The organism is Sphingomonas sp. FG14, from assembly GCF_057809675.1.
This window is the reverse complement of sequence record NZ_JBMDKK010000020.1, coordinates 37,007-49,925: the sequence shown is the minus strand read 5'-3', so window position 1 is coordinate 49,925 and position 12,919 is coordinate 37,007. Positions and strand designations below refer to the sequence as shown.

Below are 12,919 nucleotides of genomic sequence, written 5' to 3'. Positions count from 1 at the left end.
CGCGAAGTCGGGTTCAGGCGAGGTCGAGGACGATCCGGCCCTCGATGTCGCCATGGTGCATGCGGGAGAAGACGTCGTTGATGTTCTCCAGCTTGTCTGCATGGACCGTGGCCTTGACCTTGCCGTCGCCGGCGAACGCCAGTGCCTCGAGCAGATCGAGCCGCGTGCCGACGATCGAGCCTCGCACGGTAATGCCGTTCAGCACGGTGTCGAAGATCGACAGCGGGAAGTCGCCCGGCGGCAGACCATTGAGCGCGACCGTGCCGCCGCGCCGGACCATGCCGAGCGCCTGCTGGAACGCCTTGGGCGAAACGGCGGTGACGAGCGCTCCGTGCGCGCCGCCTATCGCCTTCTTGAGCGCTGCCGAAGGGTCCTCGCTGTGCGCGTTGACCGTCAGTGTGGCGCCAAGGCGTGTAGCGAGGTCGAGCTTGCTATCGTCGATGTCGACCGCGGCCACATTGAGACCCATGGCACGGGCATATTGCACCGCCATGTGGCCGAGCCCGCCGATCCCTGAGACGACCACCCACTCGCCGGGTCGGGCCTCGGTGGCCTTCAATCCCTTGTAGACGGTGACGCCCGCGCAGAGGATCGGCGCAATGTCGAGGAAGTCGACATTGTCGGGAAGGTGACCAACATAGTTGGGATCGGCGAGGACATATTCGGCAAAGCTGCCATTGACCGAATAGCCGGTGTTCTGCTGTTCGTGGCAAAGCGTCTCCCAGCCACCCAGGCAATGCACGCAATGCCCGCAGGCGGTGTAGAGCCAGGGCACACCGACCCGGTCGCCTTCCTTCACATGGGTGACGCCCGCACCGACGGCGGCGACATGCCCGACGCCTTCATGGCCAGGAATGAAGGGCGGGTTGGGTTTGACCGGCCAGTCCCCTTCTGCCGCGTGCAGGTCGGTATGGCACACGCCGGTTGCCGCAATCTTGACCAGGATCTGCCCGGGGCCGACCGTCGGGATCGGCGCGTCCTCGATGACCAGGGGCTTGCCGAATTCGCGGACGACCGCCGCCTTCATGGTTTTCGCCATGTCCGTTTCTCCTTTTGAGCGAGGGGTCAGAACAGGCCGAGCGCGTGCTCGTCATAGGAGACGAGCAGGTTCTTGGTCTGCTGATAATGGTCGAGCATCATCCGGTGATTTTCACGCCCGAAGCCCGACGCCTTGTATCCGCCGAAGGCGGCATGGGCGGGGTACTGGTGATAGCAGTTGGTCCAGACCCGCCCGGCCTCGATCGCGCGGCCCAGACGGTAGGCGGTGTTGCCGCTCCGGGTCCAGACGCCCGCGCCAAGACCGTAGGCGGTGTCGTTGGCAAGTGCGATCGCCTCCTCGACCGTCTTGAAGGTGGTGACCGCCAGGACGGGACCGAAGATCTCCTCCTGGAAGATGCGCATGTGGTTCTGACCCACGAACACGGTCGGCTGTACGAAATAGCCCTGGTCGAGCGCACCGCCCGGCAGCGCCCTGGCGCCACCGACCAGACACTGCGCGCCCTCGGCCTTGCCGATATCGATATAGCCCAGGATCTTGTGGAGCTGGTCCTCCGACGCCTGCGCGCCGACCTGGACCGACGGGTCGAGCGGATCGCCCTGGCGGATCGCGGCGACGCGCGCCACGGCGCGCTCGATGAAGCGGTCGAAGATCGACTCATGGATCAGGGCGCGCGACGGGCAGGTACAGACCTCGCCCTTGTTGAAGGCGAACAAAGTAAAGCCTTCGAGCGCCTTGTCGAAGAAGGCATCGTCCTCGTCGAGCACGTCCGCCATGAAGATGTTGGGCGACTTGCCGCCAAGCTCCATCGTCTGGGGGATCAGATGGTCCGCCGCGGCGTGCATGATCTGCTTGCCGGTGACGGTCTCGCCGGTGAACGAGACCTTGGCGATGCGCGGATTGGCGGCGATCGCCTGGCCGACGGTCCGTCCCGGGCCGGTGACGACATTGAGCACGCCGGGCGGCAGGATGTCGGCGGTGAGCTCGGCGAACATCAGCAAGGTGAGCGGCGTCTGGGATGCGGGCTTGATGACGGTGCAGTTGCCCGCCGCCAGCGCCGGGGCGATCTTCCACGCCGCCATCAGCAGCGGGAAGTTCCACGGGATGATCTGGCCGACGACGCCGAGCGGCTCGCGGAAATGATAGGCGATGGTGTCGGCATCGATCGTCGAGATGCCGCCTTCCTCCGCCCGGATGCAGCCGGCGAAGTAGCGGAAATGGTCGATTGCAAGCGGCACGTCGGCAGCGCGGGTCTCGCGGATCGGCTTGCCATTGTCGATCGTCTCGGCAAGCGCCAGCAGCTCCAGATTATCCTCGAGCCGGTCGGCGACGCGATTGAGAATCCTGGCGCGCTCGGCGGGCGCGATCCTTGCCCATTGATCCTTGGCGGCGTGCGCCGCATCGAGCGCGCGCTCGACATCTTCCGGCGTCGACAGCGCGAACTCGGCGATCTGGGCGCCATTGATCGGGCTCTTGTCGGCGAAATACTCGCCGCTCGCAGGAGCGCTCCAGCGGCCTCCGATGAAATTATCATAGCGGTGTCGGAAGGAGGCCGCCGCGTTAATGGTCCCGATCGCCTTCTCGAACATAACCTGACTCCATCTCTATCGATGGCCTGACGGAGTAGTCTCTTTGCCCGGGCGGCCTATAAGTAAGTTCCGCAGAAGGTAGTCTGGTATCGGTGTCGCGGGCTTTAAGGGTCGGACACGCCAACGGAGCCGATGAATATTCATCGACTCCTGAACCTATTCGCGCACGCCTGATCGGAATTATGCCGAGACAGGCGTTACTCGGCCGAGTCTTCTTTTGGCGAGGGCGGCGCTTGGCATTCCAATTCTGGCGTTACGCCCGGACGCGCTTTAGGCTCACCCAATCGCCTTTCTGAAGCGTCCCGTCCCTCACGCGGAAATGAGCATAATGGTCGTCGAAAATCTGGTCGACTTCGACATGACCGACAAGGCGGCGGTGGCGCGGCGTTGCGTGATAGACTTCGAGTATCTGCCCGATGTGCGCGCCATCGGCTTTGCCCAGGCAGGCCACTGTGCCGCCCGCATCCGTACGGACGATCTTGCCGCGCATGAACAAGCTATGGCCGATACCCTGTGCGAGGAGCGGCGTGCTGCCAAAGAGCAGAAAGCCAACAGCAGCACCGACGCCAAGATGCTTTCGCATCACTGTTTCCTCTCTCACGTTAGTTGCTCGGTCCCGGCTTTGAAAGCTGGGAGCACGGGGCGACGCTGGGCATCGTCAAAGAACTGGCCCGCCGCGGGGCGGCGGCGGGCCCTCAGCCCCGGGGGGTGTTTTATCGGGGCTGGAAACTTCACATGTCGCTCATCGGCTTGTCGGCCATGGGCTTGGCGGTCTTCTTCTTCGCGGCCGGCTTGGCCTTCTTCATCGGCATCTTGCAGCAGCCACTCTTCGCCTTACCGGCCATGCCCGAGCCGTTCGATGCTGGCGACCCGCCGGACATGCCGGCCATCCCCGACATGCCCTGTTGATCCTGCTGGGCCGGTTGCCCCTGCTGCTTCTGCGCGCCGGCCTGATGATCCTTCATCATCTGATCGTGCATCTGCTGCCCGCCATGATCCATGCCCTGCTGGTGGGCATGGGCCGGCGCAGCCTGCGCGGGCGCGGGCGTCGACTGGGCGAGAGCGGTGCCGGCGGCGAAGGTTAGCGTCGCGAAGAGGCTGACGGGCGCCGCGAGAAATGTCGTCTGTCGCATTGAGGGTCTCCGAGTGTTCTTCCTGTTGCCCGATCGACGTTCCGATCCCGGCAATTCCGAAGCTTCAATGCTGCTAGCGAGACGCTGTCTGTATACGTAAGTTACGAATCGAAATCCGATCGGCCGTGTGCCTGCTGGAGCAGGCGCGTAAAATGATGATCCGGGATCGATCAAAAATGTGACCCGGCCTGGTTTTCTCGTCCTGAGACCGGCCAGAAAAGCGATTGGCCCGCCGTGGGAACGGCGGACCAAGGCTTCGGTTGAAAGCGGCCATGATCTTGTCCGTCAACCTTGTCGTCTGATGGAATGATGGCAGGGTCAGCAACCACCGTCCGACCTGTGTGACATGCCGGAGGCGCCGTCCTGGTCCTGCGAATCCCGCATCGCCATTCGATGGCCCTGCATCATCTGGCCGTGCATCTGCTCCTTACCGTGAGCCATGCCCTGCATGTGGGCAGGATCGGGCTGGGCAGGCGCCGGCCTGGCCTTGAGGGTCTCCTCAAGATCGGGCATGCCCGGCGGCATCCCGTCCGCCAGCACCGGTCCGGCACTGACGGCGAGGAAGCCGAGAGCTGCGAGCGAAGCGATCATTGCCGTCTTCTTGCGCAAGTATCCATTCCTTCAAGTCTGGGTTTCTCGTTCGATCGAGCATATGCCCGGTCGATTGTCGCCCCTTCCGGAGCTTGCCCGTGAAATGGTGTCACCTTCCGCCTTGCTGTATACGTAATGTGCGAAGTCCGTCTCTGAGATGGCCATAAATTATCGCACTGGCATCGTTGTTGTGCCGATGTGTAACTATGGTTCGGACTCGAGAGCAGGACAGGTCGGCAACAGTGACTAATCCATGGCGGCCAGCAGACGCTCGAGAGGAATAGTGGCAAAAGTGGTGAAGCTGTCAGCAATGGCATAAGGCAGTACCAGCACCCGATTATGTACCATCGCGCCGCAGCTGTAGGCTACGTTTGGCACATAACCTTCGCGCTCATCCATGTCCGACCGCAAAAGCGGTAGCTTCGTCCGCGCCAGCAGCTTCGAGGGATCGTCACGGTCCAGCAGGCACGCCCCGATGCAATAGTTCCGAACGGCGCCGACTCCATGAGTTACGACCAGCCAGCCTTCGTCGATCTCGATCGGCGATCCGCAATTACCGATCTGGACAAACTCCCAAGGCCAGCGAGGTTCGATGGCTTTCGCTCCGCCACTCCAGTCGTGAATGTCCGCGGACGTCAGGAACCAGATATTTTCGTTATCCTCGCGCCCAAGCATGGCAAAGTGCCCGGCAATGCGTCGGGGGAAAAGCGCCATGCCCTTGCTACCGGTGGCATCCCCACGCAGCGGTCTGAGTTCGAATGTCCGGAAGTCCGGCGTGGACAACAACTCCTGCCGGACGGACTGGCCGCTAAATGCCGTATATGTACCGAAATAGGTGGCTCGGCCATCGTCGTCCAGGAAGCGGACCAAGCGAAGGTCTTCGATGCCACCACGCTGGCTGGGGGTTGTCGGAAAGATCACGATCTCCGAGAGATCGTGGCTGCCATCGCACTTGATCCGAATGCCCGCGTCCGGCCCGTCCTCGCCGGAGATGTTTTCAGTCTCCAGCACGAGCGGCATGGGGCTCGGAGGATTGATTGCTATGGTTCCGTCCGCGGCGCAAAACCCGGTGCGAAAGGTGACGGAGGAGATATGCCCCTCGCCCACGCCTCGCAGGGAAAGAATGAATCGGAGAGAGTTTTCAGGTACAGCAGACTGGTCAGGATGCAGGACGATGCTCGGATTGAAAAGCGCTGCTGCCTCATAGGAATATTCGTTGCAAAAATGGGCACCGATCAAGAGCGCCTGTTCATGGGTGACCTCGCAATCACAGACGATGATGCCATCAACCTCGTGGAACCGCCGCAAAAACAGGGACGGAACCTCACGATGCCTTCCCGAGAAATCATCAAGAATGCGTTGCAACTCATCGTGGAGCGATGCTGGGTCGAGCGCCAGGACGCGGTCGGCGATGCGCTGCGCACGTGGCTGATCCGGTACCGCATATTTATAGGTTTCCGTCGACGGCATATAGGGTCTGATCACTACCCTTGCTGGATTGGGGCGGAGCAATTCGGGTAGCCGGTTGACAAATTCGGCGGTTGACACTGACTTCTCCAATACAGATCGACCGTGGAGCGTTCACGCAATCGTAAAGATGGTGCTCGGCATTACCCGACTATCGGGTGGCGGCACGGAAGGCTCCGGCGATGGCGGGTGCGATGATTTCCGCCGTTGCCGGATACTCGGACTTTGTGCCACGTGCCATGATCGCTGTCCTGGCGTAGTTGTCGGACACACAAGCTGTGACCGGGGGCTCTGGCCTGAACGTGACTATGTGGGGCACGTGCGAAGCGCGCCGCTCAGCTCGACATGTCCGCCATCGTTCGGCAGCTCGCCGCGCATTTCTTGCAGGTGGCCGAGCAACGCGCGATCCGCTGGTCCGCGCTATGGCGTCCGCATTCCTCGGCGCAGCGCTCGCAAGCGTCGGCGCAGGCGCGGCAGACGATGCGGTGCAGGGCAGATTCCCGCAGCATCGAGTTGGCAGTCGCCTGGCACAGTTCCGCACAGTCGTTCAGCATGGCGATCAGCGACGCCGTAGCTGACGCGCCGCCTTGCTTCGTCAGCCAAGCGGCGGTTTCCAGGCACATGCGGTGCGAAGCCACGCAATCGTCGATGCAGTCCGTCATCGACATCGCCATCCCTTCCATTCGATGCTGCTGCGCCGCCGCCGGCGCAGCCAGCGTTCCGGCGGCGGCAAGGCCGGCGCCCGCCATCAGCAATTCGCGTCTCTCGATCATGATGCGCCTTCCATCTGCTATCGCTTGAGCGCTGTGCCGCATCCGGCGGCCTCAGCCGTAGCCGGCGACCCATCCGACGCCGCACGCGCCTTCTCCCGCGCCATCCGGGTTTCCTCCCAGGGCCAGTGGCCGTTGATCTCGACCCCGAGCGAGATGCTCAGGAAGGTCCGCACCAGCACAAGCCCGGCCAGCACGATGAGATCGTCGAGCGTCGGGTTGATCACCAGCGACTTGACGATGTCGCCGGCGACCAGAAATTCCAGGCCGAGCAGGATGCTGCGGCCGAGCGCCGATCGGAACGCGCTATAGGCCTCGGTTCGGTCGCCCGCCCTCGCCCGCCGCGCAAACAGAAAGGTTGCGAGCCCCGCGCCGACCAGGATGGTCAGCGTGCCCGCCAGTTCCAGGCCGATCACCGCAAGCCGGAAGAAGGCGCTCAGCCAGTCGGCCTCAATGGTGATCATACCAGCCTCGCTTGCGGATATTGTTGAAGCTGTCGGTGGCGTGACAGGCATAGCATTGGTCGACGCGCGCTTTCGATCCGGCTGCGCGCTGCGAGACCATGCTGAAATGCTCCATGAAGTGACTGGGCGGCGCCTTGTGGCACTCGGCGCACTGCGTCGAATTGACCGATGGATGGCGGTAATTGGCGATCTTCCAGCTGTCGGTCTTGTGACAGCTCGCGCAGTCGGTGCCGAACAGGCCCTGGTGCGGATCGCGGAACGCATGGCAGCTCGCGCAATTGAGCGCGGTCTCGGGGGTCAGGCTTCGAGTGTTTGTCGACATGCCCGCCGAAGGCTGCCGCCACTTTGCCATGTCGAGCAAGGCGGCGTGATCCATGCGGATGATGCCGCGCTCTCCCTCATGTTCGACGTGGCAGGAGGTGCACTGCGTCGCTTTCGCGTGGAACTGCGTCGACTGCTTCGTCCCGAAATCCGTGCCCGCATGGCAGGTGAGACAGGTCCGGGTTTCGACGCCCTTGCCCGGCGTGTGGCAGGCCGTGCATTGGCCGGCGAAGGACTGGTGGGCGCTCGAGAGCGGGCCGGGCGCTACGAGCTGCGCCACCAGGCCGGCATCCCTCGGCGCGTCCGATCGCATCCGGATCGCGACCGCGGCGACCATCACCAGCAGGGCTGCGATGAAGACGGCATAGGAAAGACGCTGCCAGCTCATAGCCAGCGCAGCCCGTAATAGATCGCCGCGCCGACGTGGAGCGCGAGCAGCGCGAAGATGAGACAGCCCAGCAGGATGTGCAGGAACCGCCATCGCGCGAACAGGGTGTTGGTCGCCTCTTCGGCGCGGATCGCGAATTCGGTATCGGCCAGCGCCGCGGCGATCCCCGCCCTGTTCTGGGGGTGCTGGCCCGCGGGCGCATCCCCGGCGACGAACAGATAGCGCCTCCAGCCCGACAGCGGCGCGGCTGCGGTATCGGCCTGCGCCGGCGCCGCCGGCTCCTCAAGGAAGGCGGCGCGAAGCGAGGCCAGTTCCGACCTGCGTCCGCGCAGCGCCCGACCAAGCTGGGCAAGCAGGTAGCGGCCGATGAAGCCGGTGATGACCGTCATCAGCAGGAGGACGGTCAGAAGCAGTCCGACCGGGCTTTCGAGCTTGTGCGCGGCGTGGACCAGACCCAGGATCGGCGCCAGCACGCCGGCATAGATGTGGATGGCGAGCAGGGTAGGCTTGCTGACGAGCCGGGAGAGCACTTTGTCGACCCAGGCGATGTGCTTGGCCGCGACATAGGGAAGCGTCAGCAGCATCAGCACGAGCGCTGCGATCCCGATGATCCCGCCAGCGAGGCTGCCCGGAAAGCGCGGTGACACATGCACGAGGTAGCCGAACGGGAACAGCAGCAGGAATGCGACCAGCAGGCCGACGGCGATGTCGCTGCGTTCGCGCATCAGGCTTCGACCACGAGCGGCGTGCCCGTGCCCTTCGCCTGGCACGCGAGCACATAGCCCTGCGCCTTGTCGGCGGGCGCGAGGCCGGACTCGACCTCCATCGTTACCTCGCCCTGCAGCAGCTTGACCACGCAGGCGCCGCATGTGCCCGCACGGCAGGCATAGGAGATCTCGACGCCCGCGCCCTCGGCCGCCTCGAGCACGGTCTCGTCCGCGGGCAAGGCCGCCGACACCCCCGACACGGAGAAGGTCACCGTGCTCGGCGCCACCTCGGCGCTCGGGGCCGGCTTATCCGCTGGCGCGGGCGCGGGTTTGACCTCGAGATCCTCGTGGTCGGCCGGCAGCGAGGCCGGACCGAACGCCTCGGTGTGCAGCTGCGCTTCGGGGACGCCAAGTTCCGCCAGCACGCCGCGCATCGCGCCCATCATCGCCGGCGGGCCGCACATATGGATCCGCCGGCTCGCGATCTCCGGCACCGCGGCCAGGATCATCTCGCGGGTGATCGGCCCTTCGGGGCCCATCCAGACGGTGCCGGGCGCGCGCTGCATCGCGGCGACGACATGGAGGTTGGGAAAACGGCGTTCGAGCCGCTCGAGCTCGTCGCGGAACACGAATTCCTCGGTCGACCGTGCGCCGTAGAAGAAGAAGATATCACCCTTCCACGCGGTGTCGGTGAGATAGCGCAGCACCGACATCATCGGGGTGATGCCGACCCCGCCCGCGATCAGCACGATGCTCTGGGCATCCGTTCCCGTGAAGGTGAAGGCGCCGAACGGTCCGCTGACCTTCAGCAGATCGTCGGCGACGACCTTGTCGTGCAGGTATCGCGAGACCACGCCCTGCTCCTCGCGCTTGACCGTCAGTTCGACATAGGCCCGCTGGGTCGGCGAAGAGGCGATCGTGTAGGAACGGCGCGCGGTCTTGCCCGCTTCGGGCTCTACCTCGACCTGCAGGAACTGGCCCGGCAGGAAGTCGAACGGCAGCCGGTCGGCGGTCGGGTCCGCGAGCCGGAAGGTCAGCACGCTCGGCGTCTCTCGCACGATCTGGACCACGCGCAGCTGCCCCGCCCAGCTTTTGGGCTTGCGCAGCGACGCCCCAGCGGGTGCGGCCGCATTGCTCGGCGCGAGCCCGGCGCTGTCGGCAACGGGTGCAGGCGCGGGCGCAACCCTGGTAGCGGGAGGGGCAGCCTTCGGCTCCGGCTTTGCTGGAACCTTGGCGGTGGCGACACCGCCGGCGATCGCCCCGATCCGCCGCAGGCGGAAGATCTGCAGCGCGATAAGCGTGGCGCTCACCAGCCCCAGGAACAGCATGAGAAGGAGGTGCGAGGGCGAGATGCCGAACCAGTGATCGGCATGGCCGGGCGCGGCCTGGTCGATGTCGAGCTGATCGCGCAGCCAGGCAAGCCCGACCTCCCGGGGCGGCTGCAAGCCTCCGATCGCGCCCTGCGCGGCGGTACCGGAGCGGAACAGGTCGGTCCCTTCGCGCATCCGGCGCGCCGCATCGAGCCGGGCCGAGACCGTTGTCGCACGCGCGCCGTCGGCCGAGGCGGCGTTGACCATCGACAGGCCCGTGCTTACCCGTTCCCCGGCCTGCGCAGCGACCCGCTGCCGGGCCGCTTCGTCGAGCGCGGGAAAGGCGAGCAACTGCGAAAAAAATGCGGTGCGGCGGGAATCGTGCCCATGTTCATTCTCGCCTTCGCCGTTGATCATGCGCTCCATCATAGAGTTCATCATCGAGGCCATATCGGAGGTGCCGACCTCGGGCTTTGCGGACATTGCGCCATCGGCCATCCCCGCACCGCCCGAAGTATCCCCATGATGTGCCGAATGGTCTTCGCCCTCCTGAGCGTGCACGCTCGCAGAGGGAAGGCTGAAAGCGAGCAACAACCCCAGACCCGAAAGGCGAAGGCTGGTCCAAACGCACATGTCGACCCCCTTCGCGCCCTTACATGTCCTTCATCGGCATCGCCGAATCCGCAGGCGCAGGCTCGGTCTTCGGAGCGCTGCTGTTCATGCCTCCCTGGCGCATCGCATCATGGTCCATGGCCTGCTGGTGATGCCGCTCCATCTCCTGTTCATTGGCCATGGCGTCCGAATGATCCATGCCGGCGGGATTTACGCTATCAGCGCCAGCCGCGGGTGCGGCGCTGTTGGCCGCAGCCGGCACCGTCTGATCGGTCTTGCGCTCACAGCCCGAAAGCGCCGCCATCGAGAGCAGGCTAACGCTGATTAGCGACAGTATGACTTTTCGATTTCCGACCATTGCTTCTTCCTTTCGTACTGGAGGAATCTCCGGGTGGGCCCGAGCCACCCGGAGCAGGAATCATTGTGCTTGGCGAAGAATCTTGCGGCACTGATCGTGCGACAGGTTCATGGGATTACGACCCTGCTGTTTCATCTCGCCATGGTCATGACGTGTCTGGAGACCCATATCGCCCTCCATGGCCCTACAGCTTTCGACCTGTGCGGAGGTAGGCGGCGTCGTCGCACAGGCGCCCAGAAGCAATGCTGGAACAATCCCAGCCACTATATGCATTCGTGTCATGATAAATCCCCTTTTAATAATGGTGTTTGTTCTTCCTGCGAGGCTTGCTCTTATATCTTTCGGTGATCAGATCTCCGCCTTTCCGTGAGGAACGTGAGAATAGGGCAATCGGAAACAGGAACTTCGCCCGGGCACTCATCGGCAAGCAATCGAAGCATGTCGCGAATATCGGACAGGCGCTTGAGCCGGACTTCGGCGTCCGTGATCTTGGCGAGCGTGATATCGAGCACGGCCTGCGCATGCGCGGTGTCCGATGCCCTGAGCGCCAGCAGCTGCCGGGCCTGATCGAGGGTGAAGCCAAGCTCCTGCGCCGAGCGGATGAAGTTGACGCGCTCGAGGTCCGTCGCGTCGTAGAGCCTGTAGCCCGCTGCCGTGCGCGCGGGCTCGCGCAGCAGGCCCATCCGCTCATAATAGCGGATCGTATCGCGGCCCACGCCTGCGGCCGCGGCCAGTTCGCCGATCTTGAAATTGCCCATGTCATCCGCTCGATCATGCCGGTTGGACCATGGTCCAGGGTCAAGCGGTTTCGCTTTGACCCCGAACGGTCTCCTCGTCGCCGGCGGCCCGCTGCCCCGACGCGTCGCATCAGGGCAGCCCGTGCCGCCGGGCCACCGGCTTGTCAGTTCTTGCGAAGCTCGACGATGTCGTGCTTGGCAGGCGTGCCGTCGGCGACGGACACGTGCGCGAAGTGATCGTCAAAGATATGGTCGATTGTCACATGGCCGACGAGCTGGCGGTGATAGGTCGGCGCCACGCCCTTGGACGGACCCGGATGGGTCACGACGCGATAGACCTCGAGCTTCTGGCCGACCTCGGCGCCATCGGCCTTGCCGATGCAGACGACCGTGCCGTTGCTGCCCGTGTCGACGATCGAGCCGCGCATGAACAGGCTGTGCCCGATGCCCTGGGCCATAGCGGGGACGGCAGCAAGCATCGAAATGCCGGCAAGCGCGACCATGAGAGTTTTTCTGACCATATTCACCTCCTTGGATGGTAAGCCACCGCCCGGACTTTGCCGAGGGGAAGAGCGTCTCTTCAGGCTTGGGACTACGGTCCCGGGTCCAGCCTCGATATACGTAGAGGCCGCAGCCGATCTTCTTCCCCGGGCCGGATCTTTATTGACGCGGAGTTGACGGAATCAGCCGTCAGCACTTCAAAATCCGCGCGGCGCGAGACTTTGGTTGGCTGCGCCCGCGAAACCCGCTAGATATCGAGGCCCGTGAAACGCCTGCTCGCCCTCCTGCTCGTCATCGGAGCGCTGTCCGGTCTCTTCGGAGCCCAGATGGCGGCCGCGCACAGCGTGCCGCAGGCGGCAGGCGCGCCGCTGGCCAAGGGCATGGATGCGGACTGCATGGCGATGATGGCCAAGCAGCAGCCTGCGCCCAGCGAAAAGCCCTGCAAGGGCCTGACGCTCGATTGCATCGCCGCGATGGGGTGCGTGATCCCGCTGGTCGCAGCGGACCTGGCAGGCGGCGTTGCGCCTGCGCGTCTCTACGACGCGCCCAGCTTCTGGACGACCGACACGATATTGACCGGCAAGGCGGTTGCGCCCGAGCCGGATCCTCCCACCAGCCTTGCCTGATTGAACGAGCACGGGCTGCGCGCATCGATCGATGCGTGCGCGCCCGGTTTCCTTCTTTTCAGTCAAAGGTTTTCGTGATGATCAAACTGCTTCCGGCCGCCCTTGTGGCGGCCCTCAGTCTCGCCGCGCCTGCGCTTGCAACCGACGCGAGCCGCACGCCGCAAGGCCATTGGGAATGGCGGTCGGCGCCGCAATATGGTCCGCGGGCGACTGGCCCTGCGCGTGTCCGCATATGGGTGCCCGACAGCCGGGACATGGCCAGCTGCGATTGCGCGATGATGCAGGCAAGCGCCGCCGACTGCATGCGCGGCGCAGTCAGGTCGGACAAGGGCTAAACCCGCTCCGGAG

15 protein-coding genes are annotated in these 12,919 nt (G+C 64.3%); 1 reads left to right on the top strand and 14 read right to left on the bottom strand.

The annotated features are described in order from the left end of the window. Nucleotides 1–13: 13 nt before the first annotated feature. The 14 genes from adhP to ACODTA_RS26540 form a co-directional block, all read right to left on the bottom strand. Nucleotides 14–1,039, bottom strand: a complete 1,026-nt coding sequence (gene adhP / locus ACODTA_RS26605; protein WP_007683342.1) for an alcohol dehydrogenase AdhP — start codon at nucleotides 1,037–1,039, stop codon at nucleotides 14–16. Between the two features lie 26 nt (nucleotides 1,040–1,065). Further along, entirely contained in the window at nucleotides 1,066–2,586 is a 1,521-nt protein-coding gene (locus ACODTA_RS26600) for an aldehyde dehydrogenase family protein (RefSeq protein WP_025549141.1), read from the bottom strand. Between the two features lie 253 nt (nucleotides 2,587–2,839). After that, nucleotides 2,840–3,169, bottom strand: coding sequence for a hypothetical protein (locus ACODTA_RS26595; RefSeq protein WP_021224454.1), 330 nt, complete (start codon nucleotides 3,167–3,169; stop codon nucleotides 2,840–2,842). A 148-nt stretch (nucleotides 3,170–3,317) separates the two neighbouring features. After that, entirely contained in the window at nucleotides 3,318–3,719 is a 402-nt protein-coding gene (locus ACODTA_RS26590) for a hypothetical protein (RefSeq protein WP_015449265.1), read from the bottom strand. A 318-nt stretch (nucleotides 3,720–4,037) separates the two neighbouring features. Continuing rightward, the gene (locus tag ACODTA_RS26585; RefSeq protein ID WP_007406388.1) at nucleotides 4,038–4,328 is read right to left on the bottom strand and encodes a hypothetical protein; all 291 of its coding nucleotides are present in this window, start codon (nucleotides 4,326–4,328) and stop codon (nucleotides 4,038–4,040) included. A 228-nt stretch (nucleotides 4,329–4,556) separates the two neighbouring features. After that, a complete protein-coding gene (locus ACODTA_RS26580) occupies nucleotides 4,557–5,858 on the bottom strand; it encodes a glycoside hydrolase family 130 protein (RefSeq protein WP_438830636.1) in 1,302 nt (433 codons plus the stop codon). Between the two features lie 254 nt (nucleotides 5,859–6,112). Further along, nucleotides 6,113–6,553 (bottom strand): four-helix bundle copper-binding protein, encoded by a 441-nt coding sequence (locus ACODTA_RS26575; protein WP_025549148.1) that lies wholly within the window; start codon nucleotides 6,551–6,553, stop codon nucleotides 6,113–6,115. A 14-nt stretch (nucleotides 6,554–6,567) separates the two neighbouring features. Further along, entirely contained in the window at nucleotides 6,568–7,011 is a 444-nt protein-coding gene (locus tag ACODTA_RS26570; protein WP_004212663.1) for a DUF1622 domain-containing protein, read from the bottom strand. Beyond that, nucleotides 6,998–7,720: a hypothetical protein gene (locus ACODTA_RS26565; RefSeq protein WP_025549149.1), complete on the bottom strand. Its 723-nt coding sequence runs from the start codon at nucleotides 7,718–7,720 to the stop codon at nucleotides 6,998–7,000. The genes ACODTA_RS26570 and ACODTA_RS26565 overlap by 14 nt, the downstream gene beginning before the upstream one ends. Beyond that, a complete protein-coding gene (locus ACODTA_RS26560) occupies nucleotides 7,717–8,445 on the bottom strand; it encodes a hypothetical protein (RefSeq protein ID WP_009824015.1) in 729 nt (242 codons plus the stop codon). Before ACODTA_RS26560 ends, ACODTA_RS26565 begins: the two co-directional genes overlap by 4 nt. Then, complete coding sequence (locus tag ACODTA_RS26555; protein WP_021243091.1) at nucleotides 8,445–10,370, bottom strand: 2Fe-2S iron-sulfur cluster-binding protein; 1,926 nt, start codon at nucleotides 10,368–10,370, stop codon at nucleotides 8,445–8,447. Before ACODTA_RS26555 ends, ACODTA_RS26560 begins: the two co-directional genes overlap by 1 nt. Nucleotides 10,371–10,389: 19 nt before the next feature. Further along, nucleotides 10,390–10,707: a hypothetical protein gene (locus ACODTA_RS26550; RefSeq protein ID WP_021243090.1), complete on the bottom strand. Its 318-nt coding sequence runs from the start codon at nucleotides 10,705–10,707 to the stop codon at nucleotides 10,390–10,392. A gap of 332 nt (nucleotides 10,708–11,039) precedes the next feature. Beyond that, nucleotides 11,040–11,465, bottom strand: a complete 426-nt coding sequence (locus ACODTA_RS26545) for a heavy metal-responsive transcriptional regulator (RefSeq protein ID WP_021243089.1) — start codon at nucleotides 11,463–11,465, stop codon at nucleotides 11,040–11,042. 143 nt (nucleotides 11,466–11,608) lie between these two features. Further along, nucleotides 11,609–11,947, bottom strand: a complete 339-nt coding sequence (locus ACODTA_RS26540) for a hypothetical protein (protein WP_021243088.1) — start codon at nucleotides 11,945–11,947, stop codon at nucleotides 11,609–11,611. 261 nt (nucleotides 11,948–12,208) lie between these two features. Between ACODTA_RS26540 and ACODTA_RS26535 the strand changes: the two genes are divergently transcribed. Beyond that, nucleotides 12,209–12,571, top strand: coding sequence for a hypothetical protein (locus ACODTA_RS26535; RefSeq protein WP_007406428.1), 363 nt, complete (start codon nucleotides 12,209–12,211; stop codon nucleotides 12,569–12,571). Nucleotides 12,572–12,919: the final 348 nt, after the last annotated feature.